This window comes from Reinekea forsetii, from assembly GCF_002795845.1.
GTDB classification, from domain to species: domain Bacteria; phylum Pseudomonadota; class Gammaproteobacteria; order Pseudomonadales; family Natronospirillaceae; genus Reinekea; species Reinekea forsetii.
The window spans coordinates 511,042-529,982 of sequence record NZ_CP011797.1 but is presented as its reverse complement, the minus strand read 5'-3'; the positions used below and the strand labels follow the sequence as shown (position 1 = coordinate 529,982).

Annotated in this window: 13 protein-coding genes; 2 read left to right on the top strand and 11 right to left on the bottom strand. The window is 53.9% G+C overall.

Going from position 1 to position 18,941, the window contains the following annotated elements; genetic code table 11:
• Window positions 1-26 precede the first annotated feature (26 nt).
• Window positions 27-614, top strand: a complete 588-nt coding sequence (locus REIFOR_RS02505) for an acyl carrier protein phosphodiesterase (RefSeq protein ID WP_100256057.1) — start codon at window positions 27-29, stop codon at window positions 612-614.
• Window positions 615-705: 91 nt separating this feature from the next.
• Here the strand turns inward: REIFOR_RS02505 and REIFOR_RS02500 are convergent.
• The 11 genes from REIFOR_RS02500 to REIFOR_RS02450 all read right to left on the bottom strand — a co-directional run bounded on the left by REIFOR_RS02500 (window position 706) and on the right by REIFOR_RS02450 (window position 16,227).
• A protein-coding gene (locus tag REIFOR_RS02500) for an IS3 family transposase (RefSeq protein WP_405124667.1) occupies window positions 706-1,910 on the bottom strand; the annotation gives its coding sequence in 2 pieces (ribosomal slippage) (window positions 706-1,574 and window positions 1,574-1,910; 1,206 coding nt in all).
• 49 nt (window positions 1,911-1,959) lie between these two features.
• Window positions 1,960-3,378, bottom strand: a complete 1,419-nt coding sequence (locus REIFOR_RS02495; RefSeq protein WP_100256056.1) for an FAD-dependent oxidoreductase — start codon at window positions 3,376-3,378, stop codon at window positions 1,960-1,962.
• Window positions 3,379-3,395: 17 nt separating this feature from the next.
• The gene (gltB, locus tag REIFOR_RS02490) at window positions 3,396-7,841 is read right to left on the bottom strand and encodes a glutamate synthase large subunit (RefSeq protein ID WP_100256055.1); all 4,446 of its coding nucleotides are present in this window, start codon (window positions 7,839-7,841) and stop codon (window positions 3,396-3,398) included.
• A 277-nt stretch (window positions 7,842-8,118) separates the two neighbouring features.
• Window positions 8,119-9,561: an SPOR domain-containing protein gene (locus tag REIFOR_RS02485; RefSeq protein WP_145980214.1), complete on the bottom strand. Its 1,443-nt coding sequence runs from the start codon at window positions 9,559-9,561 to the stop codon at window positions 8,119-8,121.
• A gap of 77 nt (window positions 9,562-9,638) precedes the next feature.
• Window positions 9,639-10,724 (bottom strand): 3-dehydroquinate synthase, encoded by a 1,086-nt coding sequence (aroB, locus tag REIFOR_RS02480; RefSeq protein ID WP_100256053.1) that lies wholly within the window; start codon window positions 10,722-10,724, stop codon window positions 9,639-9,641.
• 1 nt (window position 10,725) lies between these two features.
• Complete coding sequence (locus REIFOR_RS02475) at window positions 10,726-11,244, bottom strand: shikimate kinase (RefSeq protein ID WP_100256052.1); 519 nt, start codon at window positions 11,242-11,244, stop codon at window positions 10,726-10,728.
• The gene (gene pilQ / locus REIFOR_RS02470) at window positions 11,244-13,358 is read right to left on the bottom strand and encodes a type IV pilus secretin PilQ (protein WP_100258675.1); all 2,115 of its coding nucleotides are present in this window, start codon (window positions 13,356-13,358) and stop codon (window positions 11,244-11,246) included. The genes REIFOR_RS02475 and pilQ overlap by 1 nt, the downstream gene beginning before the upstream one ends.
• A gap of 41 nt (window positions 13,359-13,399) precedes the next feature.
• Window positions 13,400-13,966, bottom strand: coding sequence for a pilus assembly protein PilP (locus REIFOR_RS02465; protein WP_100256051.1), 567 nt, complete (start codon window positions 13,964-13,966; stop codon window positions 13,400-13,402).
• Entirely contained in the window at window positions 13,963-14,598 is a 636-nt protein-coding gene (gene pilO / locus REIFOR_RS02460; protein WP_227003741.1) for a type IV pilus inner membrane component PilO, read from the bottom strand. Before pilO ends, REIFOR_RS02465 begins: the two co-directional genes overlap by 4 nt.
• Window positions 14,595-15,164, bottom strand: a complete 570-nt coding sequence (locus REIFOR_RS02455) for a PilN domain-containing protein (RefSeq protein WP_100256050.1) — start codon at window positions 15,162-15,164, stop codon at window positions 14,595-14,597. Before REIFOR_RS02455 ends, pilO begins: the two co-directional genes overlap by 4 nt.
• On the bottom strand, window positions 15,151-16,227 hold the full coding sequence (locus REIFOR_RS02450; RefSeq protein WP_100256049.1) for a pilus assembly protein PilM: 1,077 nt from the start codon (window positions 16,225-16,227) through the stop codon (window positions 15,151-15,153). The genes REIFOR_RS02455 and REIFOR_RS02450 overlap by 14 nt, the downstream gene beginning before the upstream one ends.
• A 169-nt stretch (window positions 16,228-16,396) precedes the next feature.
• Between REIFOR_RS02450 and REIFOR_RS02445 the strand changes: the two genes are divergently transcribed.
• Window positions 16,397-18,913 (top strand): penicillin-binding protein 1A, encoded by a 2,517-nt coding sequence (locus REIFOR_RS02445; protein WP_100256048.1) that lies wholly within the window; start codon window positions 16,397-16,399, stop codon window positions 18,911-18,913.
• Window positions 18,914-18,941: the final 28 nt, after the last annotated feature.

Here is an 18,941-nt window from a genome sequence, read left to right as displayed (position 1 = left end):
CTCGTTACGATGATCTTGCACCTACGATGAACTTTTTAGGCCATTGCTTGTTTTCCGACGACACTCCCGCCGCGCTGGCTGGCAGCCTGTGGCCCGACTTTGCCCGGCGTCCAGAGCCATCGACTTGCTCAGCGGGGTTTTTGCAGCACTTCGATCGGCACCAATGGATCGATAAGACTACCGATCATCACCCGCTCTTGGAGCCCTTGCGGATCGAGCTGCGGCCGGTATTTCGCAAGACCACGCCGATTGTTATCGACATGATGTTGGATCATCACCTGGCCCAGCACTGGGCGCGCTACCACGCCTTGGCCCTACCAGCCTTTGCCGAGAACGCGTATCACCAATTACAGCGTTTCGACGAACTGACCTGGTCGCCACGCTTTGAGCGAACTCTGTTTTGGATGACGCAACAGGATTGGTTTGTCAGCTATGCCAGTTCGGTTGGCATTCAGCAAGCGCTCTCGGGCATGGCCAAACGCATTCGCTTCGACAATCCAATGGTCGAACACAGCCTGGTGGCCGTGCATCAGACCAATCTTTTTGTCGACACATTAGACCTCTTTATCGAACATTTGCTCACCCAGACGCGCACGCACGAGACGCCGGAGTGACTCTTGATGGCGTCGCTGAAGCGGCACCTGAAGCGCTAATGTGACCCGTCCTAATATATGTTGACGGTTTTTATTGAGCCAACTGAGCATCTCAGTTGGCTTTTTCATGCACGCTTGCTGGGGTTAGCATCCCCAAACTGCTGTGCGGTCGTTTGTGATTATACGCATCGATTGACTCTTTCACGACCTGCTCCAGCTCCTCTTTGTCTTTGTATTGATGGATTAAGAACTCGTTTTTTAGAATGCCGTTAATCCTCTCTGCCAACGCATTCTGGTAACAATCGTAGCCTGTGGTCATTGAAGGCGTGATACCTTGTGACGCCAAGCGTGATTGATATAGCTCAGAACAGTATTGTAGTCCTCGGTCCGAATGATGAATGGCCCGTTCTCTGCTCTGTCGTTCGATAAGCATTTGGTCTAATGCCTTTACCACGGATTTCGCTGACAGATCATCACTGACGTGATGACCTACAATCTTTCGAGAATACGCATCGGTCACCAACGAGAGGTAATGCACCCCCTCTCGACTTTCCAAGTATGTGATATCGCTCACATAGGCCTGCTCTGGTCGGTCAATGGCCATTCCCTGGTATAGGTTTGGGTATTTTCGCATCCAATGCTTACTGTGCGTGGTTTTACGGTACTGACGTGCCGGCATGATTAAGAGACGATGCTGCCTTAATAGCGTAAACAAACCATCCCGCCCCAGTTTAATCTGTTGCCGTTGGAGCTCTGGCTGCAAAAGGTGGTAGAGCTTCCGGCCACCTAAGCGCGGCAAGTCACGACGTATCGTATATACCCAGTCCAGTACGGGTGATAGCGCCGTTGATTTTTGGCGTTTTCGAGCAAGCTCTTGATACATGGCTTGTCGAGAAATACCTATCAAACGACAGCTTCGAGCCAGTGTCATTCGTCCTCTTGCTTGAGCTTCTCGGGCAACAACTCTAAGAACTTTTTTCGGAAAGAGGTCCCCTTAATCTGGTCGACTCGCTTGATCGTTTCATCCATCAGGTAAATGTAATCTTCTTTGTCTTCGAGGGCTTTCTCGAGCCGTTTAATTTTTTGTTCTGGGGTTTCTTTATTCATGAGGGGTTTTACACGTTGAGAGGTCCAGTCCAAGGTACCATGCTTACGAAGCCACACCAAAACGGTTGATCGGCCTTGAATGCCGTAGCGCTTTTGAGCCTGTTTGTAGGTGAGTTCGCCTTTTTCAACTTGGTCGACCACTGACAATTTAAAGGCCAGGGTGTAATCACGCTGAGTGCGCTTTCGGCCTGTGTTAGAACAGGATTCCATAAATAAGTCTCCAAGGTGTCAACTTATTTCAGGACGGGTCAGGGCCGACTTAAACGCCTAAATAGTCCAACATCCCTTCGGCAGCCTGACGCCCTTCGTGGATGGCGGTAACCACCAGGTCAGACCCGCGCACCATATCGCCACCGGCAAAGACCTTGGCATTAGAGGTTTGGAATTTATACTGCGCCTTTTCGGGCGCGACGACCCGTTGCCGGGCATCCAATTCGATCCCGAAATTGGCAAACCAGGGCGCCGGACTTGGCTGAAAACCAAAGGCGATCAGCACCGCGTCGGCGGGAATGATCTCTTCGCTGCCGGCAATCACTTCCGGATGGCGACGGCCCGCTGCATCGGCTTTGCCCAGGCGGGTTGAGACCACTTTAATGCCCTCGACCCGGGTCTCACCGATAATGGCGACCGGTTGCCGATTGAAGCGAAACTGCACGCCTTCTTCCTTGGCATTGGCGACCTCTTTGCGCGAACCGGGCATGTTTTCTTCGTCGCGCCGATAAACACAGGTCACGCCGGCCGCTTGCTGGCGAATGGCGCTGCGATTGCAGTCCATTGCGGTATCACCGCCGCCCAAGACCACCACCCGCTTGCCCGCCAGGTCGATAAAGTCGGCCGGATTTTTTTCCCAACCCTGGTTGTGATTCACATTCGCGATCAGGAACGGTAGGGCTTCATGCACACCGGCCAAGTCTTCACCGGGGAAATCCCCCTTCATGGCGGTGTAGGTGCCCATGCCCAAAAATACGGCATCGTATTCATCAACCAGGGCCTGGAAGTCGATATCGACCCCGACCTCGGTATTGAGACGGAATTCGATACCCATCTCTGTGAAAATTTCGCGGCGCCGTGATAATACCGATTTTTCCAGCTTAAATTCGGGAATGCCGAAAGTCAGCAGACCGCCTACTTCAGGATTTTTGTCGAATACCACCGGCTTGACCCCATTGCGGATCAAGATATCGGCCGCGCCGATGCCGGCCGGTCCGGCGCCGACGATGGCAACTCGCTTACCGGTCATCACCACCTTCGACATATCCGGCTTCCAGCCCATGGCCAGCGCGGTATCGGTAATGTATTTTTCGGTGTTACCAATGGTCACGGCACCGAACTCATCGTTCAAAGTACAGGCCCCTTCGCACAGACGATCCTGCGGACAAACCCGACCGCACACCTCGGGTAAGGAATTGGTTTGATGGCTGAGTTCAACCGCCTCTAATATGTTGCCCTCACTAACCAGCTTGAGCCAGTTAGGAATGTAGTTATGCACCGGGCATTTCCATTCACAATAGGGCGTGCCACATTCTAGGCACCGATGCGACTGCTCAGCCGCCTGACGCTGCCCCATGGGCTGGTATATTTCAACAAACTGCTGTTGCCGCGCAACTAGCTCTTTTTTGGCCGGATCTCGACGGCCGACATCCAAAAACTGAAAATCATTGTGTAAGCGATTGGTCATCTTGTGCTCTCCGTCGATTATTCTGGGCGTGCCCGGGTGCTAGACAATAGATCCGCTAAACTGGCGGCCTTGGGTTTGACGAGCCAAAACTTCGAGACATAGTCGTCGAAATTATCCAGCAATTCGGCACCCCACGCGCTGTGGGTTTCCGCAACAAAGGTTTCGATCACCCGAAACAGATGATCACGATAGCCTTCCATTTTCTCAGTACTGACGCGGTGAATATCCACCAGCTCGCGGTTATATTTGTCGGCAAAGGAATTTTCCAGATCCAGTACATAGGCGAAGCCACCGGTCATGCCGGCACCAAAGTTACCTCCCACCTTACCCAGCACCGCGACCATGCCGCCAGTCATATACTCGCAGCAGTGGTCGCCAGCGCCTTCGATAACCGCATGGGCGCCGGAATTGCGCACGGCAAAGCGTTCACCGGCCGCGCCGCCAGCATAGAGGTTGCCGCCCGTGGCGCCATAAAGGCAGGTATTGCCCATGATCGAAGTCTTTTGGGTTTCAAAGGCGCTGCCCTTAGGTGGACGGATCACAATCTTACCGCCGGCCATGCCCTTACCGACATAGTCGTTGGCATCGCCGTCGAGGATCAGGTGCAAACCACCCGCGTTCCAAACACCAAAACTCTGCCCGGCAATGCCCGACAGCTTGAGCGTAATAGGCCGATCGTTCATGCCCAGGTTGCCATATTTTTCGGCAATGGCACCCGATAAGAGCGCACCCAGGGAGCGATCGCAGTTACCGATGGTGAAGCTGAATTCTCCGCCACTCTTGGCTTCGATCGCCGAGCGCACCGCGGCAAATATTTCGCGCTGCTTGGTGCCCTTGTCGAATGGCACATTGCGCTCGACCTGACAGGTCTGCGGACGGTCCGCGGGGACATGATCACTGTGCAACAGATGCGACAGATCGAGATTCTGACGTTTACCGGTTAGATTGGTACGCACCTTTAACAGCTGCGTTTGCCCGACCAGTTCGCCCAAGCTGGCATAGCCCAGTTGCGCCAGCAGCTCGCGAACTTCTTCGGCGACAAAGCGGAAATAGTGCTTGACCATATCGACCGTGCCACGGAAATACTGCTCACGCAGCGTCGCATCCTGAGTGGCCACACCGGTAGCGCAGTTATTCAGGTGGCAGATGCGCAAATATTTACAGCCCAGTGCGACCATAGGTGTAGTGCCGAAACCGAAACTTTCGGCACCCAGAATGGCAGCCTTAATAACGTCCATGCCGGTCTTCAATCCGCCATCGGTTTGCAGCCGTACGCGATCGCGCAACATATTGCCGCGCAAGGTTTGCTGTACTTCAGCCAAACCCAATTCCCACGGCGAACCGGCGTGCTTAATCGAGGTCAGCGGGCTGGCAGCGGTGCCACCGTCATAGCCTGAAATGGTAATCAGATCGGCGTAAGCCTTGGTGACACCGGCGGCGATGGTGCCAACCCCCGGCTCGGAGACCAACTTAACCGAGACCAATGCCTTGGGATTGATTTCCTTAAGATCGAAAATCAATTGGGCGAGATCTTCGATCGAATAGATATCGTGATGCGGCGGCGGCGAGATCAAGGTCACGCCGGGCACGGCATAACGCAGTTCGGCAATCAGGCTGTTGACCTTACCACCGGGCAGCTGACCGCCTTCGCCGGGTTTGGCGCCCTGAGCGACCTTGATCTGCAGAACTTCGGCACTCATTAAATAGGCTGGCGTGACGCCGAAGCGGCCCGAGGCCACCTGCTTGATTTTGGAGCGGCGATTGGTGCCGTGACGCCTTGGATCTTCACCGCCTTCGCCTGAATTGGAGCGACCACCGAGTTCGTTCATCGCTACCGCTAAGGATTCATGCGCCTCCGGCGATAGAGCCCCGAGGGACATGGCCGCGGAATCAAAGCGCGTATAGAGCGACTCAACCGGTTCGACTTGATCCAATGGAATCGCTGGGCGCGCGCTGTCGAGGTTAAAAAGATCGCGTAAGGTCGCCGGCTCGCGGTCATTGACCAGTGCGGCAAACTCCCGATAGCTGGCGGAGTCGCCAAGCTGCACCGCCTTCTGAATAGTGGTGATGACCTCAGGGTTAAAGGCATGGTATTCACCCTCATGGATATACTTGTACTTGCCGCCCTGATCGATCCGTTTGCGCGGCAGCCAAGCCAGCTTGGCCAGCTGGTCGATTTCTTCTTGAAAGTGCTTGAATTGGGCGCCCTGAATACGACTGGGGACACCGCTGAAACAGAAATCCACTATTTCATCGGCCAGACCGACCGCTTCAAACAACTGCGCGCCTCGATATGAGGCGATGGTTGAAATACCCATCTTGGACATGATTTTCAACAGGCCCTTATTGATGCCTTGGCGATAATTTTTATGCAGCAAATGATGATCGCCGAGCAACTCGCCGGTGCGAGTCATATCGTCGATCAGCTCATAGACTAGGTAGGGGTAGACCGCAGTCGCGCCGAAACCTATTGCCACGGCAAACTGATGCGGATCGCGGATGGCACCGCTGTCCAAGACTATATTGGTATCACAGCGACGGCCGCTATTGACCAACCGATGATGCACGGCGCCAGTGGCCATCACAGCGGGTATGACCCGTTGATTGGCCTGCAAGAGGCGATCGGACAGAATCAAAATTTTCACCCCGTCCCGACTGGCAAGCTCAGCCGCATCCGCCAAGTCACGCAGCACCTGCTCCAAGTCCTCGGCCTCGCTGTAGCCCAAGCTCAAAAGTTGATGGCGAAACTGCGGCGATTCCTGACGCTTCATGTTTTGAAACTTCAGCGGCGAGAGCACCGGTGATGCGAGGATTAGGCGGGTCGCGTGCTCGGCCTGAGGGTTAAACAGGTTGGCCTCGGGCCCCAAGCAGGTTTCCAATGACATCACGATCGATTCGCGCAATGGATCGATCGGTGGATTGGTGACCTGAGCAAACTGCTGGCGAAAATAGTCGGTCACCGGGCGGATCTTATGCGACAGCACGGCCATCGGGGTGTCATCGCCCATCGAGCCCACAGCTTCCTGACCGGTTTCGGCCAACGGTCGAATCACCTGATCGCGCTCTTCGTAACTAACTTGGAAGAGCTTCTGATAGGCCTGCACCTCATCTGGATTCATCGAGGAGCCATCGCCCTCTTCGGCCAATTCAAAGCGGCTGCGCAAGCGCACGGCGTTTGCCTTGAGCCAGTCTTTATAAGGTGCCGCCTTCTTGAGGCGATTATCGATGGTGTCGGTTTCTAGGAACTCTCCGGTCAGCGTATCGATGGCTAGAATTCGACCCGGGCCCACGCGCCCCTTAGCGACCACATCTTCCGGCTTGTATTGAAAGGTGCCCACTTCCGAGGCCAAGGTGATATAACCATTTTTGGTAATCACCCAGCGCGCCGGCCGCAGTCCATTTCGATCGAGCAGGCAAACGGCATAGCGACCGTCAGTCAAAACGATACCCGCCGGGCCGTCCCACGGCTCCATATGCATGGAGTTAAATTCATAAAAGGCTTTGAGCTCGGCATCCATATGCTCGACGTTATGCCAAGCGGGCGGAATCATCGTGCGGCAGGCACGAAACAGGTCCATGCCACCGAGCAGCATTAGCTCGAGCATGTTGTCCATGCTGGAGGAATCCGACCCGGTGGTATTAACCAACGGCTGCAGGTCCTCCAGATGCGGAATATTGTCATTGGCAAACTTACTAACGCGCGCGCGCGCCCAGTTGCGGTTACCGGAAATAGTGTTGATTTCGCCATTGTGCGCAAGCAGTCGAAAGGGCTGCGCCAGCGGCCACTTGGGCAGGGTATTGGTGGAGAAGCGCTGGTGAAAAACACAGATACCGGTTTCCAGCTTCTCATCGGCCAGGTCGGGATAAAAGCTCGGCAGATCGACCGGCATCACCAGCCCCTTATAGGACACCACGGTGTGCGACAAGGAACAGATATAGAATTCTTCATCCGCAACCATGGCCTGCTCGGCCTTACGTCGGGCGGTATAGAGCTTGACCGGCAACTCTTCTTGGCTGGTGCCGGTAACAAACACCTGTTGAATATCGGGTAGGCAATCGATTGCCATCGGTCCGCAGACCTGGGTATCGATCGGTACCGAGCGCCAACCGACTACGGTCAATTGTTGGGCGAGTAAACTGGCTTCCAGGGCCTGCTTGCCCGCGGCATTTTTGGCAGTATCCTGGCTCAAAAAGACCATGCCGACCGCGAAATGTTCGCCCAGATCCACTTGGAACTGCTGCCAAGCCTTTTCGGCGAAGAATGTCTTGGGCATCTGGATCAGCAAACCACAGCCATCACCGGTTTTACCGTCGGCGGCGATGCCACCGCGGTGCGTCATACAGGTAAGCGATTCGATTGCGGTCTGCAACAGGTGATGGCTCTGCTCACCTTGCATATGGGCAATCAGGCCGAAGCCACAGTTGTCACGAAATTCCGCCGGATTGTATAGACCTTGACTCATATCGACCCTCTTCTTTCCTGATTTGACAGCTACGGCCATTGCTCCGAGGGGCAAGCCACTCATACACAACCGCTAAACATCATAAGATTGATACCATTGAGTCTAATATTGACTTGGCGCGAAAAATATTTATAACGGTATATTAAGAGGGTATTTTTATCTTGAGGCCTACTATGAAAGGGTTTTGACAGGATGAGGGAGGGGCTAAACCCGGCTATGCTGGGCTAGCCCTCAAGGCAGTAATGCTTGCCCGAACGAGCGCGGGACCTGCGCGGGGCTAGCGAACCGCTTCGGTCCGAATTGACTTAAAGGTCCGAATCCAGGGTGTTTGATCCTTAAATATCGCGGGCAGCCCTGCTGTAGCCTGCAGCGCCGCTTCCTTGGTATCAAATTGGCCATGAATTAAGATAAACCAGGCCTTGCCCTTGTGCACCGACTCAACGATATCGACTGACTCTAACGCAGCAAACTGGGGTAGCAGCTGTTCCAGCATGGTCCTGTCGCGCACCCCGATCAGTTGCTGGGTAAAGGCCTCCGGAGCGCCATTCGTTAAAAGCCGCGCCTTGGCCGGTGCCGCAGCGACCTTAGTAACGCTCACCGGTACTTTAACCGACTGGGGTTCGGCCGACGGCACCACAGCCTTGGGCAGTTCGACTATCTTAGCGGCTTGCGGCGCCTCGGGGGCTACAGGCGCGAGTATCGTCGTGTCCGCTAGGGCTATGGGCGTTTCGAGCAGTGCGACCGGCTCCTCCTTTGCGACCAGGTTCTGCTGCTTGGCCTCAACGCTTGCAACCGCCTCGGCGAGTTTCTTCTCCACCGCCGACATCGGCTGCACAGCGACGGGAACGATGGTGACGACCTCACGCTCGCCAACACTTTCATTATAGACATAGGCAATAACGACGAGCACCACGGCGGCCAACCCGGCCATCACATGGGTGAAAGGAAATGAACGACCCTTTTCGCCAGTCTTAAAGGTGGTACTGATCAGGTAGTCGCGCGCCAATTCATTCAGCCGATCGGGCAAGCCACCCGCCATCTGATTCAAACGGTGAATATCCTTAACACCGATGGGCACGCCGGAGACATTGCCGGCGCCAATCAGTCGATCCTTGATGTACTGCTCGGCCGCGGTGTCATTGAACCTTTCGAGCGGATGCGCATACCAATCGTCTTCATCGAGCGGTGCGACGAAATCATCGAGACTGTTACATAACCAGAGTTGACGCACACGCGACTCTAATGCCTCGCCGGTACCGCGTAACAACTTTAATTTAGCTAAGATATCGACCGGCAGACGGTCGGCAAATTGGATAACAATCAGAAAGGACTCGTCGTTGTGGGTGCGGGCTGCGGTAATCTCAATAATTCGTTGCAACAATTCATCGGCGTCGGCGTCGAGCCGCAAGCCAAGACCCAGCTGGCCAACTATTTCGCGCAGTAGATCGACCAGGGAATCGGTCTCCGACCCATCGATCCAGGCAACACGCCAATGCTCTTCGAGCATTTTTAGCACCTGTTGTGCCAACATTCGCTTGCCCGTACCCGCCTGCCCCAGGACTAAGCTGTCCTGATGACTGTAGGTAAGTAAATGCCGAATGGTTTCAGCCGTTTCGTAACGCCCACCAGCACCACTGAACACCATGGCGTCCACCAGCGCACCAAAGGGGTCGTGTTGAAGATGGTACATTGACTGCATTCGTTCTGTTTGTTCCGACATGTCCACCGCTTCTGCCCTCAGTTTCACGTCGGTTCATTTAAACGACAAAAGGTCTGGCTGTCTAGTTGCTTGGACGACTATCCGTCACAAAAAGCGGCTAAAGTGTCTTTTAATGCGGAGGGGTCGAATTCTGCCGTCAGAAAACCATCACCCAGGGCCCGGACTAAGACCAAGCGCAGGGTTCCGGCGTCGACCTTCTTATCGCGATACATGGCGGTCAGAAAGGAATCTACGGTCATTTTGTCCGGAGCCTGTATCGGCAGACCGGCCTGCTCGACCAGGTGGATAATACGTTCGGCCAGCGCGGGTTCGATCAGACCCAGACGGCTCGACAGGTCGGTCGCCATCACCATGCCCACGGCGACGGCCTCGCCATGCAACCATTGGCCATAGCCCATGGTTGTTTCGATGGCATGGCCGAAGGTATGACCAAAATTCAAGATGGCACGCAGCCCCTGCTCGGTTTCATCCTGGGCGACCACAGAGGATTTGATCGCACAGGAGCCGGAAATAACCTCAATCAGCGCACTCATATCGAGCGCGAAAATGTCCGCGAGTCGGGTCTCGAGCATGGCGAAATAGTCCGCCCCCTGAATCACGCCATGTTTGATCACCTCGGCAAAACCGGCCGCGAACTCATTCTTCGGCAGCGTCGACAGGGTACTGGGATCAATAAAGACCGCGAGCGGCTGTTTAAAGGCACCGATCATATTCTTACCCAAGGGATGATTCACACCGGTCTTACCACCCACCGATGAGTCAACTTGGGAAAGCAGGGTGGTCGGTATCTGGACAAAATCAACACCGCGTTGATAGCTAGCCGCCGCAAAGCCGGTCATATCACCGACGACCCCGCCACCCAGGGCCACCAAAACCACCTTGCGACTGAAGTTTTGCGCCAACAATTCATCGTAGATAAGATTCAAGGTGGTTAGGTTTTTATATTGTTCGCCATCGGGCAGGATCACGGCGGCAACTTGTTTACCGCTCGCCCGTAAGGGCGCCATAACGCGCTCAAGATACAGCGGGGCAATGGTGTCGTTGGTGACGATGAGGATTTCTTGTTGGGTCAGAGTCGCCTGCAGCAGACGCTGGTCCGATAGGCAGGGGCCGATATGGATAGGGTAACTGCGGTCACCGAGTTCAACTTGATAGGTTTTCATTTTAGATTTCATCTAGAAAATTGAGAATTTCGTGGACCACCAGCTTGGGCGGCTTGCCATTAGTGTCGACCGTCAAACGGCCACTCTGTTGATAGAGCGGATTGCGCAGTGCCGCCATCGCCACCAACACGGGTTCAGGATTGCCGTTCTGCAAGAGGGGCCGGTTTTTATCTTTTGCGGTCCGCTCCAATTGTTGCTCGATCGACGTCTCTAGATAGATGATTCGATCGGACATCGCCAACATGTTGCGATTTTCCGGCCGCAATATACAGCCACCGCCGGTGGCGATGATCTGCGCAGGGGTATCGAGGATAAATTCCAGAGACTGAGTTTCGCGCTCACGAAACCCTTCTTCACCTTCAATATCAAATATCCAGGCAATAGAGGCTCCGGCTCGCTCTTCGATGAGCCGATCCAGGTCGACAAATTCGAGCGCCAACTGTTCTGATAATAGCCGGCCAATGGTGCTTTTGCCCGCACCCATCGGCCCGATAAGTATTATATGCTGTGTTGATTCCATCAGTTTGAGACAAGACCCTCTTCAACCAATCTGGGTGTGATAAATATTAACAGTTCAGATTTTTCATCCGAACTAATAGTCCGTTTGAACAGATAACCGATAAACGGCAAATCGCCCAAGAACGGTGTTTTTTGGGTGCTGGTGCTTTTTTCAACCCGATAGACTCCGCCCAATACCAGAGTCGCGCCGTTTTCCACCAAAACTTGGGTGGTTACCGAATTGGTATCGATCGCGACCAATCCCTCTGAGGCTTCCGGTGGTGAGATGGAATCCTGGTTTACCGTTAAGTTCAACACAACCCTATTGTCGGGCGTAATCTGGGGCGTTACCTCGAGCTTTAAGCCCGCTTCGATCAACTTGCCCAGAATAGCGACATTTTGACCGGAAAAGATAGTCGCCTGCTGACCATCGGAGGTAATAACCTTAGGTTGTGATATCACTTCAGCCTGGCCCAAGCTCTCCAGAGCGGTAATTTCCAAGTCCAAATTAAACAGCCCGCGCAGAAAGCCTACCGCCAACGATCCGGTATTTTGCTCTAACGGCAGGTTAACCGCCAGTGCGTCCGGAAAAGATGTCGTCGCACCGGCACTGTTTATCGACGTCACGTTTTGCTCGAGTGACCCACTAGCGACGAAGGTTGAGCCGAGTGCGTTTTGCGTCAGCGCTCCACCCCAACGAATCCCCATGCCTTCGCCGACCGAGGTGCGCGCCGTCACGATGCGCGCTTCAATTAATACCTGGCGGACCGGAACATCAAATATCGCGATGGCCTGGCGTATGTCTTCCAGATTCACCCCGGTATCGGTAATGATCAGGGTATTGGTGCGTTCATCTACCGCAACCGAGCCCCGTTTCGATAAAAAGCCATTGGCGCTCGTGGTCGTGGTGACGGGATCTTCACCGGTACTCGACTCCGTTACCGAACTGGTGGTGACATTCGACTGAATAATAGCAGCCAAATCAGTCGCCTTGGCATAATTAATTTGCACATATTCGGTCCGCAAGGGGGCCAATCGTTCGGCCTGATCTCGCGCCGTCAGCTCCAACCGCTCTTGTTCTGCCAGCTCTGCGGCCGGGGCCACCAACAAAACATTACCGTTTTGCCGCTTATCCAGACCATTGGTCTTGAGCACTAGATCCAAGGCTTGGTCCCATGGAACATTATTTAACCTTAGGGTAATGCTGCCGCTGATTGAATCCGATGCAACCAGATTTATGCCGACGTAGTTGGCGATAATCTGCAATACATCTCGGACTTCGATATCTTGGAAATTCAACGACAGCTTATCACCATTGTAGGGGAATTTCTCTTTCAGCCGCGCCTCAGACTCCGCCTCGGTGAGCTGATTGACCTCGACCGTCATGCTGTTGTCCGACTGATAGGCTAGATAGTCGTAGTCACCATCGACTTCTAAGCGGATTAACACGCCGTTGTCTTCGTTATAAACATTAATAAAGTGCACGGCCGTGGCAAAATCGACGACGTCCAGCCGCCGGCGTAATTCAGGGGGCACTTCGAAGTCTTCCACCCGGATCATAATATTGCCACCCTGCTCGAACACCGAGGCATTGGCCGCCGAACTGGCAAACTCGACCACCACCTGCCCGGCACCGGTTTCGGTGCGGCGAAAATCGACATTCTTGATTTCATTGGCCACCGTTGCAGTGCGTTGCGAGCTCATTGGGGTGCTGACATTGGTCTCAGGCGAACTAACAAGAGCATTGGTCTTTTGCTCCGCCAAGGCCGCCACCCCTTCGCCAATAAAAATCGACACCACATTGCCGTTCACGGTCGAGGCATAGCTCACCAGCTTGGTTAGGCTAAAGACCACGCGGGTCCGCCCACCGGTATCCAGGATCGCCGCATTGCGGGTATTACCGCTGCTGATCTGAATATACTTCTCGGCCAGCTTGCTCTGAGTGTCCGCAAAATCTAACGAAATTCGTGCGGGGCTCTCGATGCTGTAGCCCACCGGATCCGGCGCAGCGCCGTCAAAGGTAAGGAGTATCTGGGTGCGGTCCCCAGATAGGGACGACACCTCAAAATCGGTTAAATTAACCGCAAATGCATGGGTCGCAAATAGTACAGCGAAGAAAATTGAAACCTGCTTCATTTTTTGTTGCACCTTCACAATGATCACCTCAAGACGCTGTTTTATTGATCCAACCCGACAAGAATCAAAACCCTTGGGCGCTCGACCCAGTTTTCTTTTCCAGTTGGCACTATTTCTATTAGATCAATTTGAGTTTCGCTAATTTCTATAATTCGACCGAAGTTACGACCTAAATAATTCCCAGCCTTTACCCGGTGTACTTCACCCTGACCATCTTTGACTAGGGCCCAGAGCGTGACGTCGTCGGTATAGCCCGAGAGGGTGCCGACCATGGCAATGTTCTCAATACGAAAGGTTTCTAAATACTCCTTTACCCGCAGCTGATCCGGCCGAATATTGCTTCTCGGTGCGCTTTTCTCTTCCTGTATCAATTCCACCGGCCGAGGCACCTCAAAGGGGGAGCGCTTACTGCTCGCCGTATAGGAGACAAAGTCCGGCGCTAAAAATACCGGCGGCGGTTCGATGGCGCCTTTGGGCTTGGCATCCTGCTCCTGCACGAAGGCCTTCAGGTCGGTCAAGGGGTCGGTGCGCACACAAGCCACCGTTAACGCCGATGCCATCAGCACCAGGAACATCCGGCTGGCGTGATTGCGTAGATACGGATTCATCGCTCATCCCCTTTGTAGCGGTAGGTCTTGGCCTCGATAGTCATCATCAAGGGCGCCTCCCCTTCCGCATCCGACCGATTGGCAGCCCCTTTGATGCTAAAGTTGTGCAGGGTCACGATTCGGGGAATGGCCGACATCGAGCTGACAAAGTTACCCATCTCATGGAACGAACCGCGCACCGTGATAGCAATCGGCGTTTCTATATAAAATTCCTGAGTGATATCGGCGCTAGGCGTTATCTTGTCGATTTCCAGTCCGCTTTGAGTGCCGGTGGTGCTGATATCATCGAGTAGGCCAGGCATCTCAGAGTCATCGGGCAATTGCGATAAGAGTGTGCCAAAGGTTTCCTCCATTTCGACCAACTGCAGCTTAAAGGCGTCTAGGTTAGCCACCTGGAACGATTTACTTTGATATTGCTGCTTCAAAGTGGGCTCCTTGGCCAGCGCGCCCTGGAAGCGAACCTTGGAGTCCTTTACCGCAAACCAATAAAAACCGAAGACGATGAGCACACTGATTAACACCAGGGTGGCTAATTTAATCGCCAAGGGCCATGAGCCCATATTGTTGAAATCGGGGTTTTGGTAGTCAAAATTCTCCTGTTTGAAGCCGTCGAGAAATTCCTTCATTTTCATGACTGCACCTCCTCCTCTTTTAGAGGATTGACCCGATTGACCCGCACGTTGAATTTATGACCGATCACTTCCTGGCCATCCTTGATCGACTCCATACCCATCATAAAGGCGGCATCAAACCAGGGAGAGGTGTCCAAATTACGCAAGAAGTCGGAGATACTGACAGTTTTATCGGCTCGGGCGGCAATGGTAATGGTACTGCCCGCTGACGCGAGATCGAGAAAATACACGCCCTCCGGAGTAGCATTGACCAGCTCTTCGAATATATGCACGATAATCGGCCGATCGCCCTGCAGGCTTTGAATCACACTCATCCGTTCGATCAGTTGCGCGCGTTGTTGGCGCAGGGATTGGATTTCTTGGATCTTAGAGTCCAAATCCGTAATCCGACTCTCGAGGTAGGCATTGCGGGCGCTCTGAAAATCGATTTGCCCCTGAACCGTTTGATTCCAGTACCAGCCGCCAGCCGCCGCGACCACGGCAATGCCGGCGAGTACGGTGACGAATTGACTCTGTCGCGCCTTGCGGCGCTCTTCGCGCCAAGGACGTAGATCAATATTTGCCATCTTGAAAGCTCCTCAGCGCCAAACCGCAAGCAATCATCATGGCTGGCGCATCATTGGTCAGATTCGCAGCATTGACCTTGCCCGATAGCGTCATATTCGCAAAGGGGTTAGCAACCAGGGTATTGGTGCCGATTTTCTCCTGTACACGCTGCGCGAGGCCTGGGATAGAGGCGGTACCACCGGCTAAAATAATATAATCGACATCGTTGTATTGGGAGGCTGCAAAGAAGAATTGCAACGAGCGGCTAACCTGCTGCACGACCGCCTCCTTAAAGGGCTCCAACACTTCGCCGCGGTAGTCATCGGGCAAACCGCCCTGCTTTTTCGCCAAACCGGCCTCGGCTTGGGTCATGCCATAGCGGCGCATGATTTCTTCGGTGAGCTGTTTGCCACCAAACAACTGCTCGCGGGTGTAGATGATCTTACTGTCGTTTATGACACTGAGCGTGGTCATGGTGTGACCCACGTCGACGATGGCAACGGTGATACCCTCCTGGCTGTGCCGCAGTTGAGGCATCATCAGGGTATAGGCCCGCTCCAAAGCGAAGGCCTCAACATCGACCGCGACACAGTTCAGATTCGCAATGCCTAAGGCCGTTTCTCGGTATTCGACATTTTCTTTTCGGCAAGCCGCTAGTAGGACGTCAACCAGATTGTCCCCCTTGGATGAGACGCCCTGAACTTCAAAGTCGATCGCGACCTCATCGAGCGGATAGGGGATGTATTGATCTGCTTGAACCTGGATATCGGACTCCATCTGTTCGTCGCTGAGACCGGCACTCATTTCAATGATTTTGGTGATCACTGAGGACCCGGCGACCGCGACGGCGGCATCAGTTAACTTAGTGCGCGACTTGGATTTCAGCTTTTCAATGGCCTCGCCAACGCTGGCCTCGTCGTTGATGTTTTTCTCGACCACTGCGTTGTCGGGCAGCGGTTCCACCGCATAAGCTTCAATTCGATACCCATCACCTGAACGACTCAGCTCCATTAACTTCACCGAAGTGGAACTAATGTCGATGCCAAGCAACCTTTTCTGCTTCTTTTTAAATAAGGAGGCCACCGATAATTCCCTTTTATAACATGCACTTACGTGCACTTATTAGTTTTTACATTAAATATTACATATCACTCTAGACCAATCCGCAATGTATAAAAAACTCGAATTTAAGCTTATAATCCACACTTGGTGTCGAATTTTTGGCGTAACTTGTTAATTTTCTTGGAAAATTATGAACTTCATTGGTAAATCAATACGTTTTCTAATATGGGCACTTTTTGCTTCGATTTGCGGCACAGTTCTCATTTCCGCCAGCATGTATCTCTACTTGTCTCCGGCGCTGCCCAATGTCCAGACTTTGAAGGACTTCAAACTGCAAACACCCATGCGAGTGCTCAGCGCTGATGGACAACTTATCGCAGAGTATGGAGAAAAGCGTAGATCACCTTTGACCTATCAACAAGTTCCGCCCCGCTTTGTCCAAGCGCTGATCGCGATCGAAGATAAGCGCTTTGAAGAGCATCGCGGGGTGGATCCGATTCGCTTTAGCCGGGTGGTGCTTGACTTGCTGATTACCGGCGATCGGGAGGGTGCCGGCGGCTCTACCCTGACTCAGCAGGTCGCGCGCAACTACTTTCTCACTCAGCAAAAGACTTTCACGCGTAAGTTCACGGAAATACTGCTGGCCCTAAAGATGGAAAGTGAACTGTCTAAGTCTGAAATTTTCGAGCTCTATATCAATAAACATTTCCTCGGATACCGTTCTTATGGCATTCAGGCCGCGGCAACCGTCTATTACGGCCGAGACATCAACGACCTGACACTGCCGCAACTAGCGATGATTGCCGGCTTACACCAGGCGCCCTCGAGCGCCAACCCGATCGCCAACAAACAGCGCGCCAAGAAGCGACGCAATGCCGTTTTATCCGCCATGCGGGTGAATCAATTTATCACCGACAGCGAATATCAAAGCGCCATTGAAGCGCCTATTACGGCAACCTATCATGGTAATAATCCGGAGTTTGAGGCCTTCTATTTGGCTGAGATGGTGCGCGCTGAGATGGTGGAACGGTTCGGCTTGGCCGCCTACGATGACGGCTATACGGTCTATACCACGGTCAATAGCGACCTGCAGAAGGCAGCCAATCGCGGTGTACGCAAGTCGCTGGTCGATTACTCCCGGCGCCATGGCTATCTTGGCCCAGAGCAACACCTGAGCGGTCAGGATCCCAGTCAACAGGTCGATATGGCCGGGCTGAACGAGCTCTATCCACGCGGCGGTCTGGTGCCCGCGCTCGTGGTACCAGGTGACGAATTGGGTTTGTACGTTATTCCCAAGGGCGAAACCACCCCGGTCTTGTTGCCTATGGCGGATCTGAGCTGGGCACGTAAGCGCATCAAGGTGGATGAGAAGGGGCCGGCGATCAAGGTGCCTGAGGATGTTGCGGTGCCCGGAGATATAGTCCGCCTGGAAGCCACCGGGCAAGGCTGGCAACTGGCTCAAATCCCCTTTGTACAAGGCGCCTTGGTGGCGCTCGCGCCGCTTGATGGCAGCGTCCAAGCACTTGTGGGTGGCTTTGACTATCAGCTATCCAAATTCAACCGCGCCGTGCAGTCCAATCGTCAGCCGGGATCGAACTTCAAACCCTTCGTCTACAGTGCCGCCTTGGACAAGGGATATACCCCGGCGACCATTGTCAACGACGCACCCATCGTGCGCTCGGACTCCACCCTAGAAGGTGTCTGGCGACCGAAAAATTCTGGCGACCGTTACCTTGGCCCCATTCCCTTGCGCCAGGCTTTATATCAGTCGCGTAATCTCTCTAGCATCCGAGTTCTGGACGATATCGGCATTCGCTATACCCGTGATTATATCAGTCGGTTCGGCTTCGATAGCGAGCGACTGTCAAATGATATGACTCTGGTGTTAGGTAGTACCGCCATGTCGCCGATGGAGATAGCCACCGGCTACGCCGTTTTTGCTAATGGCGGCTATCAGGTTGAACCCTATTTTATCGATCGAATCGAAGACTCTAATGGCAACATCGTCTTTCAGGCCAACCCGGCGATCGTCTGTCGCGGTTGCCCCGAGGCGCCCAATGTTTTTGCGCCGGCCGACTCCAGCCAAAGCACGGCCATCGATATCCAGCCCCTTGCCCTGAACGTTGATGAAGGTTCGGCCAGCGCGCCGTCGGTGCCGATTGCGGTGAAGCGTTACGCGCCTCAAGTGGTGTCACCGCAGACGGCCTTTCTGATCGACTCCATGCTCAAGGATGTGGTCTTGCTCGGCACGGCTCGGGCGGCAAAACGCGCCTTGCCGCGTGACGATCTAGCGGGCAAAACCGGCACCACCAACGACGCGGTGGATGCCTGGTTTACCGGTTATAACGGCGATTATGTGGCCTCAACCTGGGTCGGTTTCGACTCGAATACGTCGCTTGGCTACAACGAGTTCGGTGGCAAGGCGGCACTGCCTGGGTGGATTGAATTTATGACCGTGGCCCTGGCCAATAGACCGAGCAATAACCTGCCGCAACCGGTCGGTATTGTGCAAGTACGGATCGACCCGAAGACCGGTTTGCTGGCAACACCGAACACCAAGGATGCCCGCTTTGAGTTCTTTAAGGCCGACAATGTGCCCACAACCTTCACCAGTACTACGCTCAATATTGACTTCAGCGTTGAGCAACAGGCACCCACGACGGCGCTCGACGGCCAGGCCGACGACTCGCCTGAGATACTTTTTTAACGGCGGGAGGCATTAATTGCAGGCAAAA

Bases quoted from the DNA above. Each gene is read 5' to 3' on its own strand.
- REIFOR_RS02505 (WP_100256057.1), top strand. From the start codon at position 27: ATGAACTTTTTAGGCCATTGCTTGTTTTCCGACGACACTCCCGCCGCG.
- REIFOR_RS02495 (WP_100256056.1), bottom strand. From the start codon at position 3,378: ATGACCAATCGCTTACACAATGATTTTCAGTTTTTGGATGTCGGCCGT.
- gltB (WP_100256055.1), bottom strand. From the start codon at position 7,841: ATGAGTCAAGGTCTATACAATCCGGCGGAATTTCGTGACAACTGTGGC.
- REIFOR_RS02485 (WP_145980214.1), bottom strand. From the start codon at position 9,561: ATGTCGGAACAAACAGAACGAATGCAGTCAATGTACCATCTTCAACAC.
- aroB (WP_100256053.1), bottom strand. From the start codon at position 10,724: ATGAAAACCTATCAAGTTGAACTCGGTGACCGCAGTTACCCTATCCAT.
- REIFOR_RS02475 (WP_100256052.1), bottom strand. From the start codon at position 11,244: ATGGAATCAACACAGCATATAATACTTATCGGGCCGATGGGTGCGGGC.
- pilQ (WP_100258675.1), bottom strand. From the start codon at position 13,358: ATGAAGCAGGTTTCAATTTTCTTCGCTGTACTATTTGCGACCCATGCA.
- REIFOR_RS02465 (WP_100256051.1), bottom strand. From the start codon at position 13,966: ATGAATCCGTATCTACGCAATCACGCCAGCCGGATGTTCCTGGTGCTG.
- pilO (WP_227003741.1), bottom strand. From the start codon at position 14,598: ATGAAAATGAAGGAATTTCTCGACGGCTTCAAACAGGAGAATTTTGAC.
- REIFOR_RS02455 (WP_100256050.1), bottom strand. From the start codon at position 15,164: ATGGCAAATATTGATCTACGTCCTTGGCGCGAAGAGCGCCGCAAGGCG.
- REIFOR_RS02445 (WP_100256048.1), top strand. From the start codon at position 16,397: ATGAACTTCATTGGTAAATCAATACGTTTTCTAATATGGGCACTTTTT.